At 35.5% G+C, this 25,179-nt stretch carries 17 protein-coding genes; 6 read left to right on the top strand and 11 right to left on the bottom strand.

Annotated features, from left to right (window positions below):
- Window positions 1–142: 142 nt before the first annotated feature.
- Window positions 143–1,414, top strand: coding sequence for a hypothetical protein (locus G508_RS0104540; RefSeq protein WP_026704203.1), 1,272 nt, complete (start codon window positions 143–145; stop codon window positions 1,412–1,414).
- A 314-nt stretch (window positions 1,415–1,728) separates the two neighbouring features.
- Here the strand turns inward: G508_RS0104540 and G508_RS0104535 are convergent, their stop codons facing one another.
- The gene (locus tag G508_RS0104535) at window positions 1,729–2,193 is read right to left on the bottom strand and encodes a hypothetical protein (RefSeq protein WP_245569842.1); all 465 of its coding nucleotides are present in this window, start codon (window positions 2,191–2,193) and stop codon (window positions 1,729–1,731) included.
- A 176-nt stretch (window positions 2,194–2,369) separates the two neighbouring features.
- On the opposite strand from G508_RS0104535, the gene G508_RS0104530 reads away from it, so the two are divergent.
- Window positions 2,370–3,362 (top strand): hypothetical protein, encoded by a 993-nt coding sequence (locus G508_RS0104530; RefSeq protein WP_157485875.1) that lies wholly within the window; start codon window positions 2,370–2,372, stop codon window positions 3,360–3,362.
- 11 nt (window positions 3,363–3,373) lie between these two features.
- On the opposite strand, the gene G508_RS0104525 is transcribed toward G508_RS0104530, so the two are convergent.
- From G508_RS0104525 to argS, 4 genes are read right to left on the bottom strand one after another with little or no spacing between them, the layout of a single operon-like run.
- Complete coding sequence (locus tag G508_RS0104525) at window positions 3,374–4,876, bottom strand: MBOAT family O-acyltransferase (RefSeq protein ID WP_051197469.1); 1,503 nt, start codon at window positions 4,874–4,876, stop codon at window positions 3,374–3,376.
- A 14-nt stretch (window positions 4,877–4,890) separates the two neighbouring features.
- The gene (locus G508_RS0104520; protein ID WP_026704199.1) at window positions 4,891–6,318 is read right to left on the bottom strand and encodes a GDSL-type esterase/lipase family protein; all 1,428 of its coding nucleotides are present in this window, start codon (window positions 6,316–6,318) and stop codon (window positions 4,891–4,893) included.
- Window positions 6,308–7,789, bottom strand: a complete 1,482-nt coding sequence (locus G508_RS18585) for an SGNH/GDSL hydrolase family protein (RefSeq protein ID WP_035694091.1) — start codon at window positions 7,787–7,789, stop codon at window positions 6,308–6,310. The genes G508_RS0104520 and G508_RS18585 overlap by 11 nt, the downstream gene beginning before the upstream one ends.
- Window positions 7,790–7,809: 20 nt before the next feature.
- Complete coding sequence (gene argS, locus G508_RS0104510; RefSeq protein WP_026704198.1) at window positions 7,810–9,969, bottom strand: arginine--tRNA ligase; 2,160 nt, start codon at window positions 9,967–9,969, stop codon at window positions 7,810–7,812.
- A gap of 154 nt (window positions 9,970–10,123) precedes the next feature.
- Between argS and G508_RS18580 the strand changes: the two genes are divergently transcribed.
- The 3 genes from G508_RS18580 to G508_RS0104495 all read left to right on the top strand — a co-directional run bounded on the left by G508_RS18580 (window position 10,124) and on the right by G508_RS0104495 (window position 14,093).
- On the top strand, window positions 10,124–10,513 hold the full coding sequence (locus G508_RS18580; protein ID WP_051197450.1) for a hypothetical protein: 390 nt from the start codon (window positions 10,124–10,126) through the stop codon (window positions 10,511–10,513).
- A 136-nt stretch (window positions 10,514–10,649) separates the two neighbouring features.
- On the top strand, window positions 10,650–11,465 hold the full coding sequence (locus G508_RS0104500; RefSeq protein WP_157485884.1) for an HAEPLYID family protein: 816 nt from the start codon (window positions 10,650–10,652) through the stop codon (window positions 11,463–11,465).
- Window positions 11,466–11,672: 207 nt separating this feature from the next.
- Window positions 11,673–14,093: an outer membrane beta-barrel family protein gene (locus G508_RS0104495; RefSeq protein ID WP_026704196.1), complete on the top strand. Its 2,421-nt coding sequence runs from the start codon at window positions 11,673–11,675 to the stop codon at window positions 14,091–14,093.
- A gap of 203 nt (window positions 14,094–14,296) precedes the next feature.
- Here the strand turns inward: G508_RS0104495 and G508_RS0104485 are convergent, their stop codons facing one another.
- Complete coding sequence (locus G508_RS0104485) at window positions 14,297–15,307, bottom strand: 3-oxoacyl-ACP synthase III family protein (protein WP_026704195.1); 1,011 nt, start codon at window positions 15,305–15,307, stop codon at window positions 14,297–14,299.
- Window positions 15,308–15,700: 393 nt separating this feature from the next.
- Here G508_RS0104485 and G508_RS0104480 point away from each other — a divergent pair, with 393 nt between their 5' ends.
- The gene (locus tag G508_RS0104480) at window positions 15,701–18,112 is read left to right on the top strand and encodes an alpha/beta hydrolase family protein (protein WP_026704194.1); all 2,412 of its coding nucleotides are present in this window, start codon (window positions 15,701–15,703) and stop codon (window positions 18,110–18,112) included.
- Between the two features lie 70 nt (window positions 18,113–18,182).
- On the opposite strand, the gene G508_RS0104475 is transcribed toward G508_RS0104480, so the two are convergent.
- The 5 genes from G508_RS0104475 to G508_RS0104450 form a co-directional block, all read right to left on the bottom strand.
- On the bottom strand, window positions 18,183–19,151 hold the full coding sequence (locus G508_RS0104475) for an ABC transporter ATP-binding protein (RefSeq protein WP_026704193.1): 969 nt from the start codon (window positions 19,149–19,151) through the stop codon (window positions 18,183–18,185).
- Between the two features lie 83 nt (window positions 19,152–19,234).
- A complete protein-coding gene (locus tag G508_RS18575; protein ID WP_051197448.1) occupies window positions 19,235–21,718 on the bottom strand; it encodes a T9SS sorting signal type C domain-containing protein in 2,484 nt (827 codons plus the stop codon).
- 435 nt (window positions 21,719–22,153) lie between these two features.
- On the bottom strand, window positions 22,154–23,461 hold the full coding sequence (locus G508_RS0104460) for an ABC1 kinase family protein (RefSeq protein ID WP_026704191.1): 1,308 nt from the start codon (window positions 23,459–23,461) through the stop codon (window positions 22,154–22,156).
- A gap of 114 nt (window positions 23,462–23,575) precedes the next feature.
- Window positions 23,576–24,247: a TetR family transcriptional regulator C-terminal domain-containing protein gene (locus tag G508_RS0104455; protein ID WP_026704190.1), complete on the bottom strand. Its 672-nt coding sequence runs from the start codon at window positions 24,245–24,247 to the stop codon at window positions 23,576–23,578.
- Window positions 24,248–24,478: 231 nt separating this feature from the next.
- A complete protein-coding gene (locus tag G508_RS0104450) occupies window positions 24,479–25,174 on the bottom strand; it encodes an OmpA family protein (protein WP_026704189.1) in 696 nt (231 codons plus the stop codon).
- Between the last annotated feature and the right edge of the window lie 5 nt (window positions 25,175–25,179).

Below are 25,179 nucleotides of genomic sequence, written 5' to 3'. Positions count from 1 at the left end.
TCGTGTATACAACCTAATTTGGGGAGATAGATGAAATAAAGTAGGGTATATTTATTAGTTAGCAGAAAGCATTTTCAAGATTGTGCTATTAAAATTTATACAGTTATTTTAAAATTATTTACGTTGATTTAATCATATTAACATGAGACAATTTACACAAGATGATAATCAATTTAAAGACGGAATAATATCATTTGATAAAAGAAAAGATGCTAACCTTCATAAACTCCACGAAACTTCGGAAGATAAAAGATTGTATGGTTATCTTCTCTTAGATTTTAAAATGCCAAGAGATATTATTTTTAAAGATTTCATGATTCTAGAATCAATTGAAGTAGATATTGGACTACCTAATAAAAAGGCCTATGTTTCTCCTGTCAAAATGCCTCAACGAATAAACCATATCAATTCACATTACTTTACTTTAGGTCTTAGTGCAATTTGTAGTTTTGCTTTTGAAAGGCCTGTTTTAGCAACTAAAAATGATAACTTTAACCGATTTATAATTGCGAATGAACTCGAACTAAAAGAAATTGGGGTAGAATTTCCTAGAACTATAGCTGGTCCTGGTGCTAAGGGATTTAGGATCCATCTTGATATAATTGATCTATGGGAAACTAGATTAAAGGATATAATTAATCTTTTAGACATATTAACCGATAAAGAAAACACAGAGTATCGTTTTACGTTTGAAGATATAATGCAAAGCTTTCGCCTCATACAGCTTGCCTACATAAATAAAAAAGAAGATTTCGACCTAGGATACTCATTTTTAATTGCTGGTATCGAAGCTATTTCTCAATTAGCAATAGATAGGATTACCTTTTTAGAAAAGCATGAAATGTATGAGAAGTGGAAGAAACATTCTAAAACTGATGATATTGGAAAAAGTCTTTTTGAGGAATACTTGAAAATAAAGACTTACGTTGATTCCGAAATAAAAAATAGAGACTTGACAAAGCGTTTCACTAAGTTTCTAATTTTATATAACAATAAGACTAATTGGGAAGAAGTTTTTTATGATGATTTAATATCAGAAGGTCTTGCATATCGATCTCTCTACCCAAATGAAATCAGTATCATACCAGAATTGTCGCCAACTAAATTAATTGAGGAGGAGTTTTCAGACATTATTAAGAAAACATATCAGCTTCGGTCTAAATTCTTTCATACTGGAAAACCACTTCCACATAATAAAACCAACAACTCATCTAGTAATCGATACTTCGAAATAATAAATAATGCAGAAAAAAGAGAAATATTATCGAAATTAATGATAAAAAAAAACACGAATGAAATTTCATATACGGAATTGAGCAAAACTCAAGATATAGTTATCACCTTTGAGCTTATGTCAAGTATGGCAAGAAATTCAATAACGAGTTATATTAAAAGTGAAATACAAAAACAATAGCTAGTTTATTCTATACTTCAAAAAACAAAATAGCTGAAATTTCAAAAAATAATTTAGCTAATGCATACAAACAACAAACGAAATTTAAATACAGAACAAACAATACTTTAAGTGAAATTATTGACGATCAAGAAAGACAGGTTAAATATATATCTGAAAGAACTGGACTAGTGGATTCTGTTAATGCTTATTCTGGTGAAAAAACGATCTACAATTATCATTTTAGAGAATAATCATCATTATATAATCTAGTTTTATAATCCCGAAGTAATTAAAAAACCACAACTTTTTAGATTGTGGCTTCTTCTCTCTTTTTAATTTTTCTCGAAGGTTAGAAAATCTGTTCCTCCATTTCCTCCGCTAACGTCCACAAGTTTGATTCTTGTGGCAGTTCGCTCCTGAATATCCCAATCGTCAGTAAGATCCAGAAAATGGTTCGGAGATGGGGCTGTAAAAATAAGATCAAAATCTATATCATTTGGACTATCGTCATCACTACTACTTGTCACTGACCAAGCTCCAGTATAAGTATTGGTTCCGTTTGTAGCTACAACCGTATTGTTACTTGAAGTAAAAGTGAAATCATAGCCAGCAAAATCATTGGTTTCATCGTTACCACTGTCGACATAATTGGTTATCCTCCAAGTTCCAGAGGAAACTGTTTGTACCACTTCGGTAATTGTTGTGCTGGATGTTGATGAACCATCATCATCAGAACTGTAGGACGTGAAGAAAAAACTTCCGCTCACTAGCAAAGCTAAAATTAATTTGTTTTTCATTTGGTTATATTGGTTAAGGGTTGAGTTCTATAGTAAATATAACGTAAACTTGCTAAAATTAGTTCAATATAGCAGCAACCTTAAGCAAACTTTAAGAATGTGATTCCCATATATTGTTTTACGCAACCAATGCCTAATATTTACATCTAACAAATAAAACCAACTGTACTATCTTCATGACCAAACACTTACTCTCATTAGTTTTACTGCTCGTTTTATCGTCATGTGCTACCGTTTTTACGAAGAAAACATATAAAATGGAGGTTAGTTCTCAGACGTATTCAATGGTAAAAGTGAACGATAGCAGTTTTTTTCTTCCTGCAAAAATCGAGGTCAAACGTTCCAAAGAAGATCTTGCAATGGTTTTTAGTAATGATAGTATCTCCAGAAATTACTTACTGCAACCTTCCGTTAGTCCGAAATATTTGTATGGAAATTTGGCAATAATGCCTCCTGGTGTCGGTTATTTGGTTGATCTTTCGAATGAAAAAAGGTTTTATTATGGAAAGTCTATTTCAATAAATACAAGTGATACGCTTTCGAAAATCACTTTAGAAGATAGAGAACATTATAAAATACCCAAGAAAAATGTGAGTGGTAATTTCCGAAGTGATTTTGAGACCAACAAAGGCCAAATCAATCTGATTGTTTCGATTCCCTATGTCAACAGTTTCCATTTTAATCCCCAAAATGAAACTTCCAAAAACAATACAGGCTTTTTAGGATTTGGGTCTGGTGTAGAATATTTTTATAAAGAGAATAATTTTATAGGCATATATGCGTCAGGAGTTATCGATTTTTTGGCACCCGCTCCTGCCCCAATAAGTTATGACGGGGAACACGAGTTTTTTAGTTCGCTTGCAATTGGCATAACTAATAATCACAAAATCAAACGATTCACTTTGGGATATGGTTTGAATTATGCTAAAAATAGCTGGAAATTATCAAATAATGATTATGATCCTTTAATAGAAACTTCAAGAAAACCTGTAACAAAATCGAACAATTCTTTAGGCTTGATTGCCAATGGCTATTTTCAATTTGGAAAAAGATTCTTCGTGGGTCTCAATTATAAACCTTCACTGATGGTTTTAAACCATACAGCAAAATTTAATTACGAACATGTAATCAGTCTAGACTTTGTTTGGAAATTTAAAATTAAACAATAATCTTTTTATCCTTAAAACTGAAAATAGATAAATGGCTGTGGTCCGCTGGTGGAAGTTGCATAAACTAACCAAAAGGTCAATGCCAAAATGAATGCTTTAATCACAATTGGCATTCTGTCAAAAACCATTTTCATCGTTCCGATTACTCTTTCTGGAAGGAAATGCCAAGCAAATCCGATCGCCATAACGATAAACACATTTTGATATCCTTGAATAATCGTGAGCCATTGGCTGAAATAGAACTGCAATTTGCCAATATTTTGAATCACTTCGAAAGCGGTTTTGAAATCTTTTGCACGGAAAAATATCCAGCAGAAAACCACAAAATGAAACGTCAAAATCACACTGATAAACCATGTGAGCTTATTTTTTGGCAACTTGATATAGTCCTGAAAAAAACGCTCGATCACTAAGGCCAAACCGTGCAAAACTCCCCAAATAACGAACTTCCAAGAAGCTCCATGCCACAATCCGCCAAGCAACATGGTAACAAAAAGATTAAAATACATTCTGATTTTTCCTCTTCGGTTTCCACCAAGCGAAATATAGAGGTAATCGCGAAGCCATGTGGATAAGGAAATATGCCATCTTCTCCAAAATTCAGTAATCGAAGCCGATTTATAAGGTGTTCTAAAATTAACGGATAATTTAAAACCCATCAATAAGGCAAGGCCAATCGCCATATCTGAATAGCCCGAAAAATCACAGTAAATTTGAATAGCATATCCGTATGAAGCCATTAAATTTTCGAAAGCGGTGTAACTATTTGGCGAATCAAAAACGCGATCTACAAAATTAATCGAGATATAATCCGAAATAAAAGCTTTCTTGATGATACCTCCAATAACTAGAAAAAGGGCTCGATTAACATCTTCACGCGATAAGTTTAGCTTCGAATAAATTTGTGGAATAAACTCCGAAGCACGAACAATGGGTCCTGCAACAAGCTGCGGGAAAAACGAAACAAAAAACATATAATCGATAATATTTTTAGTTGGTTCGATCTCTTTCCTATAAATATCAATGATATAACTCATAGATTGAAAGGTATAAAAAGAGATTCCCACCGGAAGGATAATATCGTGAAAAGCTAAATTACTGTCAAAAATTCCGTTGTAATTATCGATCAAGAAGTTAGTGTATTTGAAATAAGCCAGAAACGAAAGATTAAGGAGAACACTAAGCACCAAATAAAACTTCCTGTAACCTTGAAGCACTTCTTGGTATAAAAGCTTACCCAAATTATAATCGACTATACACGTAAAAACAAGCAAAGCAAAATAAGAACCGCTCGATTTGTAATAGAAAAACAACGAAAAAGCTAATACATAAATGTTTCGCAACATAAATGTTTTGGCTTTTGTAGTTAGAATATAAAGAGGATAAAATATCAAGAACAAGCCTAAAAATAAGGCAGAATTAAATAATATTGGTTCTTTTGGATTGAAAGTAAACCAACCTTCGACGGTTGCTCTAGAGACCGTTCCAAAAATTTCTGTGAACCAATTTGGCATTTGGGATAAAACGATCACTCTTTAGTAATTTTATAATTTTGAAAAGCATTCAAGATGGCTTCTGCCAATAAACTGCCCTGTTTTTCATATCCAGCTTTGGTATAATGCACTTTGTCATTTCCAATTAATCCTTTTTTGGCATTTTGTGCAACGCCATACAATCCGCCAAATTGTGAATACAAATCCCAAACAGCATAGTTGAGTTCCTCTGATTTTTCAATTGTTTTTTTGGCATAATCTGCACAAAAAGTATTGGGATATCTTCTCTTGAAAAGTGACGGTGGTGGCGTTACCACTAAAATTTCAGCATTCGGATTTTGAGCTTTTACACTTTGTATAAAAATATCCAACTGCTGCATATAATCCAGTGATTTCATGTGGTCAAACGATTCATTTGTACCAAGAGAAACCACAACCAAATCAGGTTGCAAGGCTTTTAGTTGTTCAAAAAATAGTGGATATTTATTGTAATCCGATAGTTTCGCACCATTTACCCCAATATTATGATACAAAATTCCCGATTGATTGTTTTCCAAAACCACACCGTTTAGTTCAAATTGCTTTTGTTCCTTGTTCGGAATCAGGTAGATTTTCTCCAGGGTTTCTTCACTTCTGTAAAAATGTGAATCAGCATCAGCAAGCATTTCAAGCGGAATAAATTCTGAACGTGAAATCGAGCGTTTTTGCTTTTCATTGGTTGGAATCCTGAGGGTTTTTCCTGCTCGAATGTTGTTCGATTTCAGTCCGTTTAATCTTTTTATTTGTGTTACCGAAACATTATACTTATCAGCAATTATCGATAAAGCCTCACCGTTTTTTATCCTATGAATTATTTTTTTTGGCACATCCGATTCTAGAACAATTGTTTTTTTGGCAGTAGCAACTTGAAAAGTATATTCGTTTTTTGGAGTAATAACTTTGATCAGATTGAAAAAATTATTGGCTTCCTTAGCATTCACTTCGATGGCAAAATCATCGTTTCGGGAAGATAATAAAATACCGCTCAAGCCAACATTACTTCCGTTTACAGGTGAAACGATTCTATGATTGTTCCAACTTTCATTTGAAGAAAATTTCACATCCCAAGAGCCATTTGTTCGGGCAAGATTATGCGGAAAAATCAAACCTCGACCTGCATTTCCAAAAGTATCCTGCAATTTTTCACGCGTTACATTGGTCATTAAATCGGCTTGAATATGGGAATCACCAATATGGACGATGTTTATTTTTTTTGCGGAAGCATTTAGATTATTTTTTAAATCGGCTAATCTTTCATAAAAATTGCAAATCGCCATCGAGTTGATGATCGTATTTTCATGCAACATCACTTCTACCGAATCGATCGCAACCGAATCAATCTCTACATAAGAAGAATCAATTGTTTGTGCATAATTTGCAATCGCAAAAAGCATCATTAACGCAAAAACAAGTCTATTCCACATCTTTTTCTTCCTCTTTATTTTTAAACAATGTGTCCAAGATAGACTCTTCCTCTTTGGGTTTTGGTTCGGGTGCTTTTCGTTTTTGGCGTAAAACCTTATATTCCGTGTAACCATCACTAAGCTGTTGATATAACAAACCTGCAATTTTCTTGGCACCTCTAAAATTGAAATGGGTATAATCTTTATTGGCCATAGCCGGTTCTTCCTCCGTCCATTTCACAATCGATCCGTCGCCACCCATCAAAGTATAAAGGTTCACGTAGCTCGATTGGGTTTTAACAGCATATCGTTTTTGGGCATTGGTTAACGGAACAACAGCCGAATCGGTTTTCATTTCAGTATCGTATTTCGAAGCTTTATCTGCAGTAGAAATAATCAAAATCGAAACACCTGGAAAACATTCTTTCAAACGGTTTACGGTTCGGGTCATGCTTTTATCATACCAAGTATAATCTTTGGTGCCATAATTCAAGACGTTCGTACCATAATGCAAAATGATTAAATCATAATCCAATTTCTCTTGAAAAGCCCTCATTGTTGACACGTCAAATTTAGAGATTGGAATTCCAGAATTTCCTCTTTGCGAGAAATTATCCACGTGAACACCTTTTCCGTCGTCAAAATTAAAACCGTAAATCGGAATCGAATCGGCTTCAATAAAATCGACTTTCAAGTTCTTTAAAGGTGATTTAGAAAGTGTAAGCGTATTTAAGATGTTGTTCGGAAGCAACTTTTTGTGAAGCGTATCTTTCCCAATCACATATCGAATTTCACCGTTTTTATTTTTTGCACTTCCGTAGAATAACGTCGGATTGTCGAGCTGAGAAGTGAATTTTGACCTTCCGGCTTTATATTTCACCCATTCTACATTGGCTGTATCATTAGCAAAAAACACATGACCGTTCACCCCAAAAGGTCGTCGAGGATATTTTACATTCAAATACGATTGTGTTTTCCAATTGCCCGAAAATTGATGCTCGACAGAACTTCTGGATGCTGCAGATTCTGAAGTTATGGCAACAAAACCAACTCCTGTTCCGCCGAAATTTTGCTGGAAATAATTACGAAAATCTTGCACAATCATATCGCCATCCGTCATAGAATCACCAAAATAGGCAATTCTCACATTTCCTTTTTGAGCGGTTTCAAGCTGGTAGAGTTTTTCGTAAAACGCAATCAGGTATTGATTTCCTTTGTAGTTTTCATAGGTTTCTTCAGGAAAAGTAACGCCGTTGGTTTCATAATAAACAATCGGCTGATTGGCCAAAGTATCGCCAATATCGGCCTTTGAGGTTTCCTTTTCGGCTTCAAAGGCATCAATCAACATGCTGTCGATCAATATGTTTTTTGTCGTTCCTGCCTTTTCTGAAAACAGTCTTTTAGGCAAAACTCTTTTTACTCCTAAAAAGAAAATTGCTGAAAGAAGTACAATTAGAAAGGATTGAAAAAAGTAGGATTTTGAATTGTTCACAACAACTTTATTAATTAAAATTACATACGTTCCGGAACCGAAATTCCCAACAAACCGAATGCAGAAGCGATCGTATCGGCTACTTTTTGAGACAATTGTACTCGGAATGTTTTTTCAGTTGTATTATCCGAACCTAAAATCGGCACCATCTGATAGAACGAATTGTATTCTTTTACTAAATCGTAGGTATAATTAGCAATCAAAGCCGGACTGTGATTTTGAGCTGCATTCTGGATTACTTCTGGATACAATTCCAATTGTTTGATTAATTCTTTTTCCTTTTCGTGCAGATCCACTTCCGATGCTGAAAACGTTACGCCATTAAAGTCAAAATCAGCTTTACGGATAATCGATTGAATTCTGGCATACGTATATTGAATAAATGGACCCGTATTTCCTTGAAAATCTACCGATTCTTCAGGATTAAACAAGATTCGTTTTTTAGGATCTACTTTTAGGATGTAATATTTTAATGCTCCAAGACCAATCGTGTTGTATAATTTTGCCTTTTCTTCGTCCGAGTAATCATCAAGTTTCCCTAATTCTTCCGAAATATTTTTGGCTGTTTCAGTCATTTCGTTCATCAAATCATCAGCATCTACAACCGTTCCTTCACGGCTTTTCATTTTTCCGGAAGGCAAATCGACCATTCCATAGGAAAGATGGAAAAGGTTTTTAGACCAGTCGAATCCTAGTTTTTTCAAGATCAAGAACAACACTTTGAAGTGATAATCCTGTTCGTTTCCAACCGTATACACCATTCCGCCAACGTCTGGAAAATCCTTCACACGTTGGATAGCCGTTCCGATATCTTGCGTCATGTAAACTGCTGTTCCGTCTGATCGAAGCACGATTTTTCTGTCCAAGCCTTCATCGGTCAAATCGATCCAAACTGAACCGTCTGGGTCTTTTTCGAAAATACCTTTTTCTAAACCAATTTGAACGACGTCTTTTCCTAGAAGATAAGTATTGCTTTCATAATAATAGGAATCAAAATCAACTCCCAAATTTTTATAAGTAGAGGCAAAACCATCATATACCCATTGGTTCATTTTTTTCCAAAGAGCGATTACTTCAGGTTTTCCGGCTTCCCAATCGAGTAGCATTTGTTGGGCCCGTTTTAAAATCAACACTTTTTCAATCACTTTTTTTTCAGATTGTAATGATTCTATTCTATTTTTTAAATCTTTATAAATTTCTACATAAGACGAGTTATCTTCATTTCTTAATTTGTTTTCTGTATTTGAATTATAGAAATCATTAAAAAAATCTACATATACTCTCTTGAATAATTCAAAAGATTGATCAACATTAATATTCCTTATATTATTTTTATCATAATAACTTGGAAATACTTCTGGCAAATCGACTCTGATGTTGGTCTTGGCGTTACTACTCCAATCAACTTCTATCTTAAACAAAAAACTCTTAAGGGAATCATTAATAGCATTAAAAAAAAGATTAGTTATCTCACCTTTAGAAATGTCATTCCAGTTATTAGTTGAAACATTTTCATTAACAATTGTTGCTACTTCTCTTTTAAAAACTTCTTTTAATTCCTCTTTATATTCCTTATCAAAAGCAACATAATAATTCCCAACCAATTTATCGCCTTTCAAACCGGTGCTTTCTGGAGTTTCCCCATTTCCAAATTTCTCCCAAGCCAACATCGATTTACAGATATGGATTCCTCTATCGTTGATGATTTGTGTCTTATAGACTTTTTTTCCGGAAGCCTTGATGATTTCGGCAACCGAATAGCCTAGAAGATTGTTTCGAACGTGACCCAAATGCAAAGGCTTGTTAGTGTTTGGCGAAGAATATTCCACCATAACTGCCTTCTCATTTTCTTTTGGGGTTACAAATCCGAAGTTTTTATCTTCTTTAATGGTATTGAAAAAATTCAAATAATAAGCATCTGAAATCACGATGTTCAAGAAACCGGAAACTACATTGAAGGCTTTTACCTCTTCAACATTTTCAACAAGATAAGTTCCAATCTTGTTTCCCAACTCCACCGGATTGCTCTTGATTTGCTTCAATAATGGAAAAAGCACCATCGTGATATCGCCTTCAAATTCCCTACGTGTTGCCTGAAATTCGATTTTTTCAATTGTTGTATCAAATACAACCTGAATTGCTTTCTGGATTTCCGGGGTAAGTGTTTGAATTAGCGACATAGTATTATTTTTTTGAGAGTGCAAAGATAATTGGAATTCATTAATTTGAAGTAGTAATTTTCACAATATCGCTTATTAATTTTATATTTGATTTTTGTCTTAATAAAAGCCTAATAGCAAACCGCTTGAAGATTAAAATTTCTACTTTTGCGATGTGTTAAATTCTATCAGAAATAGCAAATCGCTTCGTTTATTTTGTGCCTTTTTGGCACTTTATATCCTCAATTGCAGTATTGACACCAGTGACCTGTACCGAAATGGTGCTAAGGAAAATTTAGCTATAAACCATCAGGAAAGTGTAGCCGAAATAATTATCGAGAAAGTACTGGGATTTGAAAATGCTATACCTGAACTAGATGATTCGGATGCTGAAAACCATTCTACAATAAAAAAATCAACAATTGCAGATTTTTTTATTCTTCCAAATTATACAGTAGAACTCAATAACTTTTCCTTTCAACTTGCTTCTAAAAAAATAGGTTTTGGCAAGACTTTGCGTTTGCAAACCTATTTTGAAATTCACTCTCCTCCACCCGAGATTTAATTTGTTATTCCGTTTTTTAAGCTTTGTTGTTTTCCAAAAAGAGGAAGACCACAAGTTCCATGTTTAACAAATTATTCCAACTGAAATGAAAAATATATTTTCAAGAACACTTTATTGTACTATAATGATGGCGTGTATGAGCGTCAATTTGGCGAAAGCCCAAACCGAAAAAAAAGAAAAAACCACTATCGACAGTTTGTATATCGAAGAAGTTCAAGACAAACATGGCTCAGCAAAAGTATTGCATGCCGAACCCCTATATATCGATTTGATTCGAGATTTAGGAGCCCGAAAAGGAGAAAAAGAATGGAATGTTGGTTTCGGATTAACGGACAATAACAATTATGATGAATACTTGGCTTTGGTTGAATATGAATGGGCTCCATTGGATCGATTAGGTCTTGAAGTAGAACTTCCTTTCACCTTTTATCCTTCCCATAAAAACGCCAACACACCAAAAAGCAAATTGAATGGACTAAAATTAGCTGCTCAATATTCCTTTTTTGTTTCGGAAAAACTGAAAACTTCCTTAGCAATTGGATACATCCATGAATTTGAACTGACCGATTTTAGCAGCTATGGAAATGCTAAATTGTTTACAGGAAACATTTATAATCCGTTTTTTATTGCGGCAAAACGTTGGGGAAATAACATCCACACGCTTCTTTATACGGGACCTGCAATCCAGCATCATTTTCAGGATAACAGCACCTTTATTTCGTGGCAAATCAATAGCAATTTTCATTATATGATTCCTGGAACCCGAAATTTTATTGGAATTGAATTCAACAAAGAGATTACCAAAACTGATTTTGATATGACCATTCGACCACAAATGAGAGTTAGTATTGCGGAAAATATTTTAATCGGAATTGTTACTGGAATCCCTATTAGTCGGGAAAATGAACGATTCAGTTCGTTCCTGAGGCTAATTTATGAACCTGGACATTAAGAATTGTTCAACTATTTTAAAAAAAATCCAAAACCCTATAGCTTTTATTTTCAAGGGTTTTGGATCTTTTTTCTTTTAAAGCAATCTAGATTTATCTTTTTTTTCAAAAATAATTGTAACAAAATTCAAAAACGTATGTCTATTATATAACTTGAATGGCAAATCCATTGAAGTTGAACATCAATCATCAATCAAAAAACAAACGTTATGAGAATTAAGTTGCTCTTCCTGTTCCTTTTTGGAACACTATTTTCTATGCATGCCCAAAACATAGGAACTATTTCAGGAAAAGTTGTAGATCAAAAAAATGTACCTGTTTCCTATGCTACTATTTCAATAAAAGAAGGAAGTGCAGTTATAACAGGTGGAATAACGGATGACAATGGCGATTTCGCAATCAAAAATTTAGCATTAAAAAATTATACAGTAGAAGTTCAATTTATTGGATACACTACTTTTACCACAAAAGCCGATTTGACAAGTCAAAAAATAGTGGCACTCCCAAAAATTACTTTATTAGAAGAAGCTACCCAACTGCAAGGTGTTGAAGTGGTGCAAGAACGTTCGACTGTGGAACAAAAAATCGACAGAAGAGTGATCAATGTGGGACGTGACTTGACAACTGCTGGAGCTACCGCTTCAGAAATCATGAATAATATTCCCTCTGTAAATGTGGACCAGGATGGCAAAATCTCCTTGAGAGGTAACCAAAATGTTCGTGTTTTGGTGGATGGAAGACCAACAAATATGGATGCTGCTCAATTGCTAAAGCAAATCCCATCGACTTCTATCAAGAAAATCGAGCTGATTACTAATCCGAGTGCGAAATATAACCCTGAAGGAATGTCTGGGATCATCAATATTGTGTTGCATAAAAATTCAAATGATGGTTTCAACGGAAGCTTGAATGCCGGAATCACTTTTGGCGAAGAGCCGAAATTCAACAATTCTTTGGACATGAATTACCGAACTGGAAAAGTGAACTTTTTTGGAAACGCTGGAAGTAATTTTGGAAAATATTTCAACGAAGGTTTTATTGAGCGTTTCGACAACAACTCTCAACAACAACTTGATATTGTGAATGATAACAAGTCGTATTTGTATAAAATTGGTATGGATTTTTACATCAATGATAAAAACACCATTTCGTTTTATACCAACCAAAATGCAACCGACGGAAACGGAAATGTAGATACGGACATCCGCTATTTGAGCAACGATCAGGCAAATGTGTTGCAATTGGGTAATTATTTGACCGATAACAAAAGTGGTGCTTACAATTTGGCCTACAAGCATTTATTTGCAAAAGACGGACACACGCTTGATTTTGAAGGAAACTTCAATGACTACAAACAAACACAAAATGCAAATTTTGACACTTCGACTTTCGAAATTGGAAATCCAGAAGCTTTAGACGAACGCGTTATTTTTAGCGATAAAATCATTGATAAAAGAGAAAACACAACGTTGAATTTGGATTATGTAAACCCATTAAACGAGAAAACAACGCTTGAACTTGGCGCTGAATCTAGGATTGTTAGAACTTCAAACGATTATACGACTGGAAATCTTTCGCTTCCTGTAGAAAATCGCTTTTCGAATTATACGTATGATATTGATATCTATTCGGCTTATGCTACTTTTGGTCAGCGTTTTGAAAAATTCAGCTATCAAGTAGGAGCTCGTTTTGAAAGCTATAAGGCGAAAGCCAATCTGAATAAAGGTCAAACCACTTTTGAAGATGATTATATGACAGTCTATCCTTCGGCTTATTTGACGTATAATTTGAACGAGAAAAACATGTTCCAATTGAGTTACAGCCGTCGTGTTGACCGACCAAGTTTGGAACAAACCAAACCTATCAGGGAGTTCTCGACACCTTTGGTTACTGGTCTCGGAAACTCTGAATTGGAGCCACAGTTCACAAATTCAGTAGAGGTAAACTATACCAAAATGTTCGGAAAAGGTTCTTCTTTCACTTCGGGAGTTTTTTACAGAGTGATTGATAACGAGATCAACCGTGTTTTGTATAATGACGAAACAACAGAAAACCCGAACGATTTAATTATGAGTTGGGACAATTTTGATAACAATACTGCTTTTGGTTTTGAGCTTTCTGCCAATTATAAAATTGCAAAATGGTGGGACATTCAACCCGCTATCGACTACTCAAATATTTCCCAAAAAGGATTGGTTTCGGTTTTGAGAGAAGGAACCGTTGATGAATTTGATTTTGTAGAAAGAGAAGTAGATGTTGCCGCTTTCAATGCTCGTTTGAACAGTAATTTTAAAGTAAATCAGCGTTTGAGCTTCCTTTTATTTGGATTTTATAGAGGTGGGGTTGATGGAATCCAGAACAACAGTAAGGAAATGTATAAGATTGATGCTGGAGGAAGATATTCGCTCTTGAACAATAAAATGTCGATTAGTGTTCGCTATAATGATATTTTAGACCAAATGAAATTTGGTTTCGATTCTCAGAATCCTTATCCAAGCCGTGGTCAATTTACATGGGAAAGCCAGACGATTTATTTTGGAATCAACTATATGTTTGGTGGTGGTAAAAATAAAGCGTTGCAAAGAAAATACCGTGAAGACAACACTAAACAAGGTGGTGGGATGTTTTAAATTATAAATTCCAAAAAACAAATTCCAAAAAACAAATAAATTCCAATTCTTAAAATCTCAATTTTCCAAACCTTTAAAGACACTTAAAGGTTTGGAATTTAAAAGATTGCTATTTGAAGCTTATTTGTTTTTTGGAATTTGTTTTTTGGAATTTGTTTTTTAGAATTTGCTTTTTGTAATTTATTTTTTGTAATTTCAAAAAACTACCATTTCATAATCACACTTCCCCAAGTAAAACCACTTCCAAAAGCAGCCAAGACAACTGTATCACCCGATTTGATTTTCCCTTGTTCCCAAGCTTCGGTTAAAGCAATTGGAATAGAAGCTGCGGTTGTATTTCCGTATTTTTGGATATTATTGAAAACCTGATCATCCGTTAATTTGAATTTTTGCTGAATAAACTGTGAAATCCTCAAATTCGCCTGATGCGGTATCAGCATATCAATATCCGAAACCTGCAAATTATTCGCCTGCAAACCTTCGTTAATGACTTCTGCAAAACGAACTACGGCATTTTTAAACACAAATTGCCCGTTCATATACGGCAAGTAACTTTCGTCGTTTGCTTTATCTTCCTCATTCAAAATATCCGTTACCCATCGGCCTCCCATTCCTGGTGCTTTTACAATCAATTCTTCTGCATGTTGCCCTTCCGAATGTAAATGTGTCGATAGAATTCCTTTTGAATTGTCTTCTTCGCGGCTCAAAACTGCCGCTCCAGCTCCATCTCCAAAAATCACCGAAACACCTCTTCCGCGAGTTGCCATATCCAAACCAACCGAATGCACTTCTGAACCAATCACCAAAATATTCTTATACATTCCGGTTTTAATATATTGATCGGCAATCGAAACCGCATATACAAAACCCGAACATTGATTTCGAACATCGAGAGCTCCAACGGTTTTCAAACCCAAATCCCTTTGTACCAAAACACCAGGTCCAGGAAAATAATAATCCGGACTCAAGGTAGCAAATATGATGAAATCAATATCCTCTTTGGCAACTCCAGAACGTTCGATGGCAATTTTTGCCGCCTTCACTCCCATTGTTGTCGTAGTATCTTCACCCCTAACGATGTGTCTTCGCTCTTGAATACCAGTTCGTTCCTGAATCCATTCGTCTGTGGTTTCAATGATCTTACTCAAATCATCGTTAGTCACAATATTATCTGGCACATAATAGCCAAGTCCCGTTATTTTTGAATTGTACATATTTTGGTATTTCGTTAAAAATCAGTTGACAAATTTAGCTATACTTTAAAAAACTATACGACAAGTTAGTACTTTTTTAGCAATTAACAATTTCAAAGAGCATTTTCCAGCTATCCGTTACAAATCCTCAACCTGAAAGCTGTTTTTCTACACCATAAAAGGTCCCGAAGCTTCGGGACCGCTGGTCGCTCTTTTCTGTCAAGAAAAAACTAGCTTTCAGGTTTCCGGGTTTTCCACTACAAACACGAAGTGTTCACCGAACTCCTATAAAAATAAAATACCGTGAGGTAATCTGGGCTAGGCATCACGTTAAAATTAGAAAATTCTGCTTTTATGTAACATCCTATCCTTACATTAGACCTATACTTTATATTAATCAAAAACAAACGAACAATGAAATTGAAATTCACACTTTTTTCGTTCTTACTTATCAGCTTTTCTGGAATCGCACAGGAAAACCTGACCTATCAAAAACCGTCCAAGGAAATCCTTGATTTGGTAGATTATGAAAGAGCTCCATCCGTTTCTATGGATACCAAAAAGGAGTATATGCTACTTTCCTATCGCAATACCTACAAGACACTTGATGATTTAAATCAGGAAGAAATGAAATTGGGAGGTTTGAGAATCAACCCAATTACGAATATTTCGAGTACGGTAACGTATATCAACAACTTAAAAGTTCGGAAAATTTCGGGCAAGGAAGAAATTCAAGTTACAGGTTTGCCTACAAATCCTAAAATTGCCAACGTGTCTTGGTCACCAAACGAGAAGAAAATTTCTTTTTCGCACACAACGGTAACAGGTGTAGAACTTTGGGTACTCGATGTCGCTTCGGCGAAAGCCACAAAATTAACAGAGGCAACGGTAAATGCAAATCTTGGAAACCCGTTCAGTTGGTTCAAGGACAATGAAACCATCTTGGTAAAAATGCTTCCAAAGAACCGTCCAGCTTTAATCAATGCAGCAAAAGACATTCCAACCGGACCAATCATTTCTACAGCCGATGGATCAAAATCGCAAAACAGGACGTATCAGGATTTATTGAAAAACAAAACGGACGAAACTAATTTTGAGTCGCTTGTAAATGCTGAACTATACAAAGTAAACCTCAACGGAACTTCAACTTTGTTCATGCCTGCCGACATGTATGCTGGAGAAACTTTTTCGCCTGACGGAAATTATTTGATGGTTACTACGATTCAAAAACCATTTTCTTACATTGTTCCTTTGAGCCGTTTTCCATCAAAAACAGTTGTTTATGATCAAGCTGGAAAAGCAGTAAAAACCGTAAACGAAGTTCCTTTGAATGAAATTATCCCAAAAGGTTTTATGGCCGTTCGAAAAGGAAAAAGAAGCATGGGTTGGAGAGCCGACACACCTGCTACTTTATCATTTGTAGAAGCTTTAGATGAAGGAGATCCTGCCAATAAAGTAGAATTTAGAGATGAAGTTTTTTTATGGGAAGCTCCATTTGCTGGAAATCCAACATCTCTGGTAAAAACGGGTCAACGTTATGGCGGAATCACATGGGGAAATGCCAATACAGCCGTGTTATTTGACCAATGGTATGATACTCGAAACGAAAGAACTTTCCTTATCAATCCGTCAAAACCTAGTGAGAAACCACAATTGGTTTGGGATAGAAATTCGCAAGATATCTATTCTGATCCAGGAAGTTTTGAAACGGTAAAAAACCAATATGGCAGATATGTTTTGGCTCTTGAAGGCGATAATGCTTATTTGCTTGGCGAAGGACACACAAAAGATGGTCAATTCCCTTTTGTGGATGAATTCAACATCAAGACATTAAAAACGAAAAGACTGTATCAATCGAATTACAAGGACAAAATAGAAAATATTTTTTCTATCGAAGATTTCAAGAAAGGTGATGTTTTGGTTCAGATTCAATCGAAAACAGAGTATCCAAATTATTATTTCAGAAACATCAAGAAGAAAAACAGCTTGACGCAAATTACCAATTTCAAAAATCCTTTCGAAAGCATCAAGAACGTTCATAAGGAGGTGATCAAATACAAAAGAAAAGACGGTGTTGAACTTTCGGGAACTTTATATTTGCCAGCAGGCTACGACAAAACAAAAAAAGAAAAATTGCCTTTGCTAATTTGGGCTTACCCAGAAGAATTCAAGGATAAAAACAGTGCGGGACAAAGTGCTCAAAACCCTAATGAATTCACGTTTCCGTACTATGGTTCGTTTGTGTATTGGGTTACAAAAGGATATGCGGTTTTGGATGATGCTTCATTCCCAATTGTAGGTGAAGGAACTACAGAGCCAAATGATAATTTCATTTCGCAATTGGTTGATAATGCCGAAGCTGCAATCAATGCTGTGGATAAATTGGGCTATATCAATCCGAAGAAAGTGGCTGTTGGCGGACATTCGTATGGTGCTTTCATGACGGCAAATCTATTGACACACTCTAACTTATTTGCCTGCGGAATTGCACGAAGTGGAGCTTATAACAGAACATTGACACCTTTTGGTTTCCAAAGTGAACAACGAAATTACTGGGAATCACCAGAGGTTTACAATACCATGTCACCTTTCATGAATGCCGACAAAATGAAAACACCATTATTGTTGACACATGGTGAAGCCGATAACAATCCAGGAACTTTCACGCTTCAAACCGAACGTTATTTCCAGGCTTTGAAAGGTTTGGGAGCTCCTGTGAGAATGGTTATCCTTCCTAAAGAAAGTCATGGATATGTTGCCAAAGAAAATATTTTGCACTTGCTTTGGGAACAAGATCAGTTTTTGGAGAAACATTTGAAGAATTAATTTTTAGAATTTAGAGACAAGAAAAAAAGAGGAAAGATATATTGAACGTCTTTCCTCTTTTTTCTTTATTCTATTTTCTCATCTCCACAATTTCCTCATCTGCCGAAAGGCAAACCACCTCATTTTCAGGAATAGCAAAAGGATTTTCGAAAAAGATGACTTTCCGTTCGAAAACTGCTTTTATCAGATATCCATTTCCTTTGAAATAGCACTGTTTTACCGTAACAATCAAATCTGAAATGTCGGTTAAATATAATTCACTGGCATACAGTAAGATTGTTTTTTCCTTGTCTTCGGTTTCCACCAAATGATGCAATTTTATCTCATTTACTTCTCCAAAAAGGGAAGCTACATATTTATCTTTTGGTTTCAGATAGACATTTTTCGAGAAATCGTGGCTGACAATTGAACCATTTTTCATCACGATGGTTTCATCTGAAAAAGACAAAGCATCAATACTGTCATGTGTGGCGATGATGCAGGTAATTTCTTTATGCTTCAAATAGGCAAATAAATTTCTGCGTAAAGCACCTTTTCTAAAACTATCGATGTTGCTAAAAGGTTCGTCGAGGAGCAAAACTTCCGGTTCTAAGGCCAAAACCCTAGCCAAAGCTACACGTTGCTGTTGTCCTCCACTGAGGTATTTGACTTTTGTGTTGGCAAAAGAAGTCATTTCGACCATCTCCAGAAGTTCATTGATTCTAGCCTTTTTTTCATCTGGATAAATGTTTGATAAAAATTTACCGACGTTTTCCTCAACAGTGATATATGGCATCAAATCGAAATCTTGGGCGAGGTATTTCATTTCGTCAGCTCCTGGAACTAGATGGAATTTTGGCCCTAGAATTTGGTTTTCTTGCCAAAAAATATCGCCTTCATTCAAGTCATATAAACCATAAATGAGTTTGAGAAGTGTGCTTTTTCCGCATCCGCTTTCGCCAATGATGGAAAGATTTTGTCCTTTTTGAAGTTTGAAAGTAACGGAATTGATGACCGTTTGTATATCGTATGAAAATGAAATGTTATTGACTTGGAGCATTACTTTTTATTGAAATGCAAAAGTACAAAGTTTGAAGCTGGGATAAAAGCAAATAATGAACCTGTATGAATTTTAAGCTTGACTTAAAAAACAATCTTTTTTGCTACCTTAAAACCTTCGGAAGTTTTTATATCCAAAATCAAAACTTGTTGCGTTTCTGGCAAATCTTGAATAAAAAATTCGGTGCTATTTATATTTTTAGATTCATAAATCAATCGTCCTGCAATATCATACACTTGGATTTTGTCTAGTACCAAAAGTCCTCCATTGACTACAATTTCTGCATTTTCATTTTTGTAAACCATAATACTTTCGGGATCGATTTTAGTATCATCAATACTTAAAGCTTGTTGTTGATACATAATTTCAAATCTTTGGTTGAAGGTTCCAATTTCAGAAGCAAAATGATAATCGGCTTCCTTGAGATTATGGATTACATTCAGCAAATTATCTTTGATAAAAATATCCTGACCCTCAAAAAGTCCGTCGAAATGATCCAAACTGATGAAAAAATTACCTGCGATTGTTGTTTTGTACCCCATTGGCACAATATCTTGATCATTGAAAGGCAATGCTTTCCCTTGAATAGCAAACTTCTTTTGCCCTAAAAGGGAATAGATCCTTACATAATTTCCGCCAAATAATTCTCCGTCGTACAATCTATCCTGACCATCAGTAGCATTTTCAACATACCCAATTAAAGCCTGATTGAAAGCACCTTGACTGTTTCTTAAATTGATCCAAAAGCGATGCTTGCCAGTTGTTTGCCAATTATCAATGGGTTGACTTGGGCTTGGTTTAAAGAAATTAGAATTATTACTTACAATACGCATCGAATTTTTGAACTTCACAATTGGAGGTCCTACTTCAAGATCGTCTTCTTCCTTGATTCCTTGTATGAAAAAGGCCTGACCTGATGCAATGTAACCATTTACTGGAGTGCTATTATTGTCATCATCTTCGGTGGGATCGTTAGGATTATCAGTTGCTGCAGTTGCGACACCACCCGATAAATTATACGTTGCATAATCATCAGAGGAATAGGAATATTGTCCTGATCCGTTGTCTAATGGTGGAGTATTGTGTGTCCACAGATAAATTGTCCCTCCCACTTCACTGTTCTCGGGATCTGTGAGAAATAAATCAGCGTCTATTGCCGAAGGATATGGATTTCCTATTAGATTCCAAATATTCTCACTTTCACTTCCTTCAAAACCGGGAACAATTTGGTCACCGTTGTGTGGAGCTCCCGAAAAAATTCCTGTAAAATTATCAGTAGTTTCAAGAGGAAAAGTCTGTGGAGCACGAATAATATAGCCTTTTGCAGCTTGCATCGTGGCAGCTCCATTGCTATGCAAAATCCAGCCTGAACTTGGTGTCCAGCTAAAATATTTATTAAAAAGAGTGTTAGGCGAAAAGTCAACAAGTGTTTGGTTTGCAACTGGCGACGACCAATAGCTAAAATCCAAGCGTTTCATGGGATTTGCATTTCGAACTACAGTAGTCGTACCTGTGTGAGTATTGGTAGTAGTATTGTACCATTGTATCAGACTTGCATTGTTCGTTACTTCTATAGTACCATTGTTAACAATTTCGTTATATATTTCTAAATAATTGCTGTTAGTTCCATTTCCAATTGTCAAGGTTTTTCCAGCATTTACCTGACAGGAACATGCCACAATATTACCGTTCGTTAGTGTATTGTAATCACCATCTAGTATTGCGGTTTTTTCGCTTGTTGGGCTTCCATTAGACCAAGCTGTTCCGTTCCAAGTGGTGCTGAATCCAGGATAACATCTGTAAGCAGTTATACGAACTAATCCATTACCACCTTGACCACCTGCCCTACTTGTAAAACTCACTAAAGCAGCAGATCTACCTCCACTACCACCTCCACCAGGAAAACTACCATTACTACCATTATTATTTCCAGTAGCCGAGTTAGCTCCATTTCCACCTGATAAAGACCCTGCTCCTCCAGTTCCCCCATTAGTTCCTGAAGGATTTCCGCCGTTACCAGCGTCATCTGCACCTCCACCTCCTGCACCTGAATTATTAGTAACCCCAGTACTTCCTGTACCACCATTATATAATCCAACACCTCCAGATCCTCCAGATCCCATATTTGTTAGCAACAATGCTCCAGCACTCTCCCCCCCAGAGCCCCCATTTGCTGTTAAAGTACCAGCAAAGCCTGATATTTGGGAAGCACCTCCATTTGCTCCATTAGTTGTACCTCCTAATCCTATTGAAATTGCATACTCTTGACCTGGCAAAACTGAAAACATAGTATTATTATAGGCACCGCCTCCGCCTCCGCCTCCTGAAACATTAGTTAGCAATATTCCGAATGCACTTCCACCAGCACCTCCACCACCCCAAGCTTCTACTCGAATAGCCGTAATTTCAGATGGTACAGTAAAAGTTCCATCTGTAGTAAATTCAGTAACTACTTGCCCTTGAATCAAATTAGAAGAAGCTAAAAAAAGGCAAGTCAATACTGATGAATAATTTCTAAAAATAAAAATTAAACAGTTGTTAAACAGCATTGAAAATAGGCCTTTCATAATTGTAGTTTTGGAGATAATATAAATTTACCTAAAACTAAAATCGTTAGTACCAAATGCTGGATTACGAGGAAAATGAAGACCGTAAAATCATGGTTGCAAACATAAAAAAATCTATAATCCACTATAAACAAAGACCTTACCAGACAATAGGAATAAATAAAATATCTAAACCATCACTGTCTAGATGCGTGAATGTGAATAGACTGAATACGTTAAAGCTTCACGAAATTCATAAAAAAAAACCATCAAAATAAATCTTGATGGTCTTTTTTTGTTTGACTCTTGCTATTTTATGTACGTTTTTTTGACTACTTGAAATATCCCTTTTGACCCTGCCAACAATCAAAATTTGTTCTTTGAAATATATTATACAAACAAGAGCACGCGTTTTACAAAACGTGCTCTTGTCAACCAATAAACCAAAACTATGAATTATGTATATTTTTCGAAGGACTTTGTGTCAATCCTAGCTTTCAAATCGTGGAGTAAATTATATAATCCGAAAAAGGTTCTGTTGATGTACAGGAAATGTTTCGAACCACGATTGCCATTCATTTTTCTGAGTTGAGTATCTTTCGAAAATTCTTCTCCCATCTTTGCAATGTTTCCAAAGAATTCTTCATCTGAAAAATCAAAACGATCACCATGAAAAGGCAATGTAAACAAACTCAATAATTGGTGAAACAATCCTGTAAAATACTCCACTTCCTCTTTAGTATCGTCAGTTCTTAATATTTCCAGCTCATATAATTTTGCATTAAAAAGCTTTGGATTATCAATTATTTTGGGATCAGCCAATTCAAAATAAGGAACATAAAAATCTTCTGGAACTTGCTTAATGCAACCAAAATCAATCGCAATTAAATTCGCTTCCTTGTCAATCAAGAAATTTCCTGGATGCGGATCGGCATGAACCTGCCTCAATTTATGAATCTGGAACATATAAAAATCCCATAAGGCCTGGCCCAGCTTGTCGCCTTTTTTCCTATCGGTATTATGAGCTGTGAATTCAGATAAATGTTCGCCTTCCATCCAATCCATCGTCAGGATTTTCTTTGAAGATAATTCAGGATAATAGTTTGGGAATTTCAAATTCGGGATCCTTCCACAAGCTTCTGCAATTTCAGTTCCCTGCTTCAATTCCAAATCATAATCCGTTTCTTCAAGTAATTTATTTTCGACTTCTTTAAAATATTTTTCAGAATCTTTGCCTTGCAGATTAAACATCTTGATGGCAAAAGGCTTTACAATTGCCAAATCAGAACTAATACTTTCCGCCACTCCAGGATATTGGATTTTCACAGCAAGATTCTTCCCATCTTTTTCAGCCTTGTGTACCTGACCGATACTGGCTGCATTTACAGAGTCTGGAGTGAACGAATCGTATATGGCTTCCGGAAATTCTCCCAGATATTTTTTGAACGTTTTTCGAACCAAAGGAGCCGACAAAGGCGGAACCGAAAATTGTGACAACGAAAACTTCTCTACGTAAGCTCTCGGCATAATATTCTTGTCCATACTCAACATCTGTGCCACTTTCAAGGCACTTCCCTTCAAATTCTTCAAACCATCATAAATATCCTCGGCATTATTCTCGTTCAGCTTATCCTTCGAAAGCGAGGGATTCACGATTTTTTCGCCATAATACGCCATATAGTTTCCCCCAATCTTGAAACCTGTTTTCACCAATTGGCCAGCACGTTCAATCTTTGTAGTCGGAATTTTATCTAAAGTTTTCATCTATTATTTTTTTGGGCGTTTCCCAAGGGCCGGGCTATCCATTACAATCTTTTTCCTCGCTAAAGAAGCGAGAAAAAAGGATTTCCATTGCTATCCCTAACGCGGTCCCTGCTTCTAATTAAATTTTTCTTTCCAAATGAACTTTCCTAAGTCCAACAAGCTTTCCAACGGTTTGGTATCCATCAAATCCGCCGATGTATTGACTGATTTTTCAATCAAGATATCCGTCTTTTCAAAACCTTTCGAAGTATCATCTAGCCAGAATTTCAAGATGAATAAAAACTGAATCCAAGCTCCCTCGGCAAAAACTGGCTTGGTAACTTTTTTAATTCTGTTCTCTTTTTCATCAGCATCATTTTTCATGATCGAACCTACAAAATCCTTAAACTGTTTTCTAAACGTTTTCAATGCTTGCAAATTCTTCAAACCTTCCTTATTTTCCTTCAACGAATAAACAATATAGCTTCTGTTCAAAGTAAAAATTTCAAATAAGGTAAAATACAACGTCAGCATTTTATTCTTTTCAGAATAACCTGCATAAGCCTCCTCAAGGTTAATCGTTACGATTGCATTCTCCAAAAACTTTACCCAAATTTCCTGCTTGATGGCATCGAGCGAACCAAAAAAAGTATAAAACTGAGATTCTTCGATTCCGTGTTCCTTGCAAAAAAGATAGACGTTTTCAGGAGCTTTATTCTTCTCCAAAACATAGTCCATATATAAAGTAATGATCTGATTATCATCCAGTAATTTTTTCTTCGCATTCGGTCTTTTTGTTGTTGCCATAATGAGTAGTTTTAAATCTTATGTAAAGTTACTTTCAAATATTTCTGAAACATAAAAACATTTGTTAAAAGTCTTTCAAAAAAAATGTAGGCTTCTTGAGGTCAATTCTTTAAACAGAACACAGATTCCACAAATTTCCACAGATTCGATTGTCAACTAACTTCAACCACTAATAAAACAAAAAAAGCTGTTTCTCTCGAAACAGCTTTCAGTATAATTATGAGCTAAAAATTATTGTTTAGCTTCTTTTTCAGCATCCTGAATCATTTTCTGGTTTGCAGTAATAGCAAACTCAACTCTTCTGTTTTGGCTTCTTCCTTCAACAGTTTCGTTACTTGCAATTGGATCAGCAATTCCCATACCTTTTGTAGTAAAACGTGCAGCAGCAATTCCTTTAGAAACTAGATATGATTTTACAGAAGCAGCTCTTTGCTCAGACAAAGTTTGGTTGAAATCAACTTTACCAGTACTGTCTGTATATCCAAAAATAACGATATCAGTGTCAGGATATTGGTTGAAAACCGTAACCAATTTATCTAAATTTCCTTTTGCTGTAGGAGTCAAAGTAGATTTACTTGTATCAAAACGTACTGCATTTTCATTCAATACTAATTTGATACCTTCTCCAACTCTTTCTACATCAGCACCTGGAATAGCTTGGTCAATTTCTCTCGCCTGTTTGTCCATCTTGTTACCAATAACTCCACCGGCAACTCCACCAACAACTCCACCAATTACCGCTCCAAGAGCTGTGTTACCACCTTTTCCAAGGTTATTTCCCAAAACACCACCGATGATTGCACCAGCAGCTGCACCAATTCCGGCACCTCTTTGCGTTTTGTTAGTATTTTTTGCAGCTTCACAACTTGTTAAAACTGAACCTATCATCATTAATGCAGCTAAAGCTACTATTGAAATTTTTTTCATCTTAA

It is taken from the genome of Flavobacterium soli DSM 19725, from assembly GCF_000422705.1.
GTDB classification, from domain to species: Bacteria; Bacteroidota; Bacteroidia; order Flavobacteriales; family Flavobacteriaceae; genus Flavobacterium; species Flavobacterium soli.
Note: the sequence above shows the minus strand (reverse complement) of the source record. Positions and strands in the feature narration are given on the sequence as shown.

Coding starts and splice junctions, on each gene's coding strand:
- G508_RS0104525 (WP_051197469.1), bottom strand. CDS start 4,876: ATGCCAAATTGGTTCACAGAAATTTTTGGAACGGTCTCTAGAGCAACC.
- argS (WP_026704198.1), bottom strand. CDS start 9,969: ATGTCGCTAATTCAAACACTTACCCCGGAAATCCAGAAAGCAATTCAG.
- G508_RS0104535 (WP_245569842.1), bottom strand. CDS start 2,193: ATGAAAAACAAATTAATTTTAGCTTTGCTAGTGAGCGGAAGTTTTTTC.
- G508_RS0104485 (WP_026704195.1), bottom strand. CDS start 15,307: ATGTACAATTCAAAAATAACGGGACTTGGCTATTATGTGCCAGATAAT.
- G508_RS0104475 (WP_026704193.1), bottom strand. CDS start 19,151: ATGCTCCAAGTCAATAACATTTCATTTTCATACGATATACAAACGGTC.
- G508_RS0104495 (WP_026704196.1), top strand. CDS start 11,673: ATGAGAATTAAGTTGCTCTTCCTGTTCCTTTTTGGAACACTATTTTCT.
- G508_RS0104530 (WP_157485875.1), top strand. CDS start 2,370: ATGACCAAACACTTACTCTCATTAGTTTTACTGCTCGTTTTATCGTCA.
- G508_RS0104520 (WP_026704199.1), bottom strand. CDS start 6,318: ATGTGGAATAGACTTGTTTTTGCGTTAATGATGCTTTTTGCGATTGCA.
- G508_RS18575 (WP_051197448.1), bottom strand. CDS start 21,718: ATGAAAGGCCTATTTTCAATGCTGTTTAACAACTGTTTAATTTTTATT.
- G508_RS0104500 (WP_157485884.1), top strand. CDS start 10,650: ATGAGCGTCAATTTGGCGAAAGCCCAAACCGAAAAAAAAGAAAAAACC.
- G508_RS0104450 (WP_026704189.1), bottom strand. CDS start 25,174: ATGAAAAAAATTTCAATAGTAGCTTTAGCTGCATTAATGATGATAGGT.
- G508_RS0104460 (WP_026704191.1), bottom strand. CDS start 23,461: ATGAAAACTTTAGATAAAATTCCGACTACAAAGATTGAACGTGCTGGC.
- G508_RS0104455 (WP_026704190.1), bottom strand. CDS start 24,247: ATGGCAACAACAAAAAGACCGAATGCGAAGAAAAAATTACTGGATGAT.
- G508_RS0104480 (WP_026704194.1), top strand. CDS start 15,701: ATGAAATTGAAATTCACACTTTTTTCGTTCTTACTTATCAGCTTTTCT.
- G508_RS0104540 (WP_026704203.1), top strand. CDS start 143: ATGAGACAATTTACACAAGATGATAATCAATTTAAAGACGGAATAATA.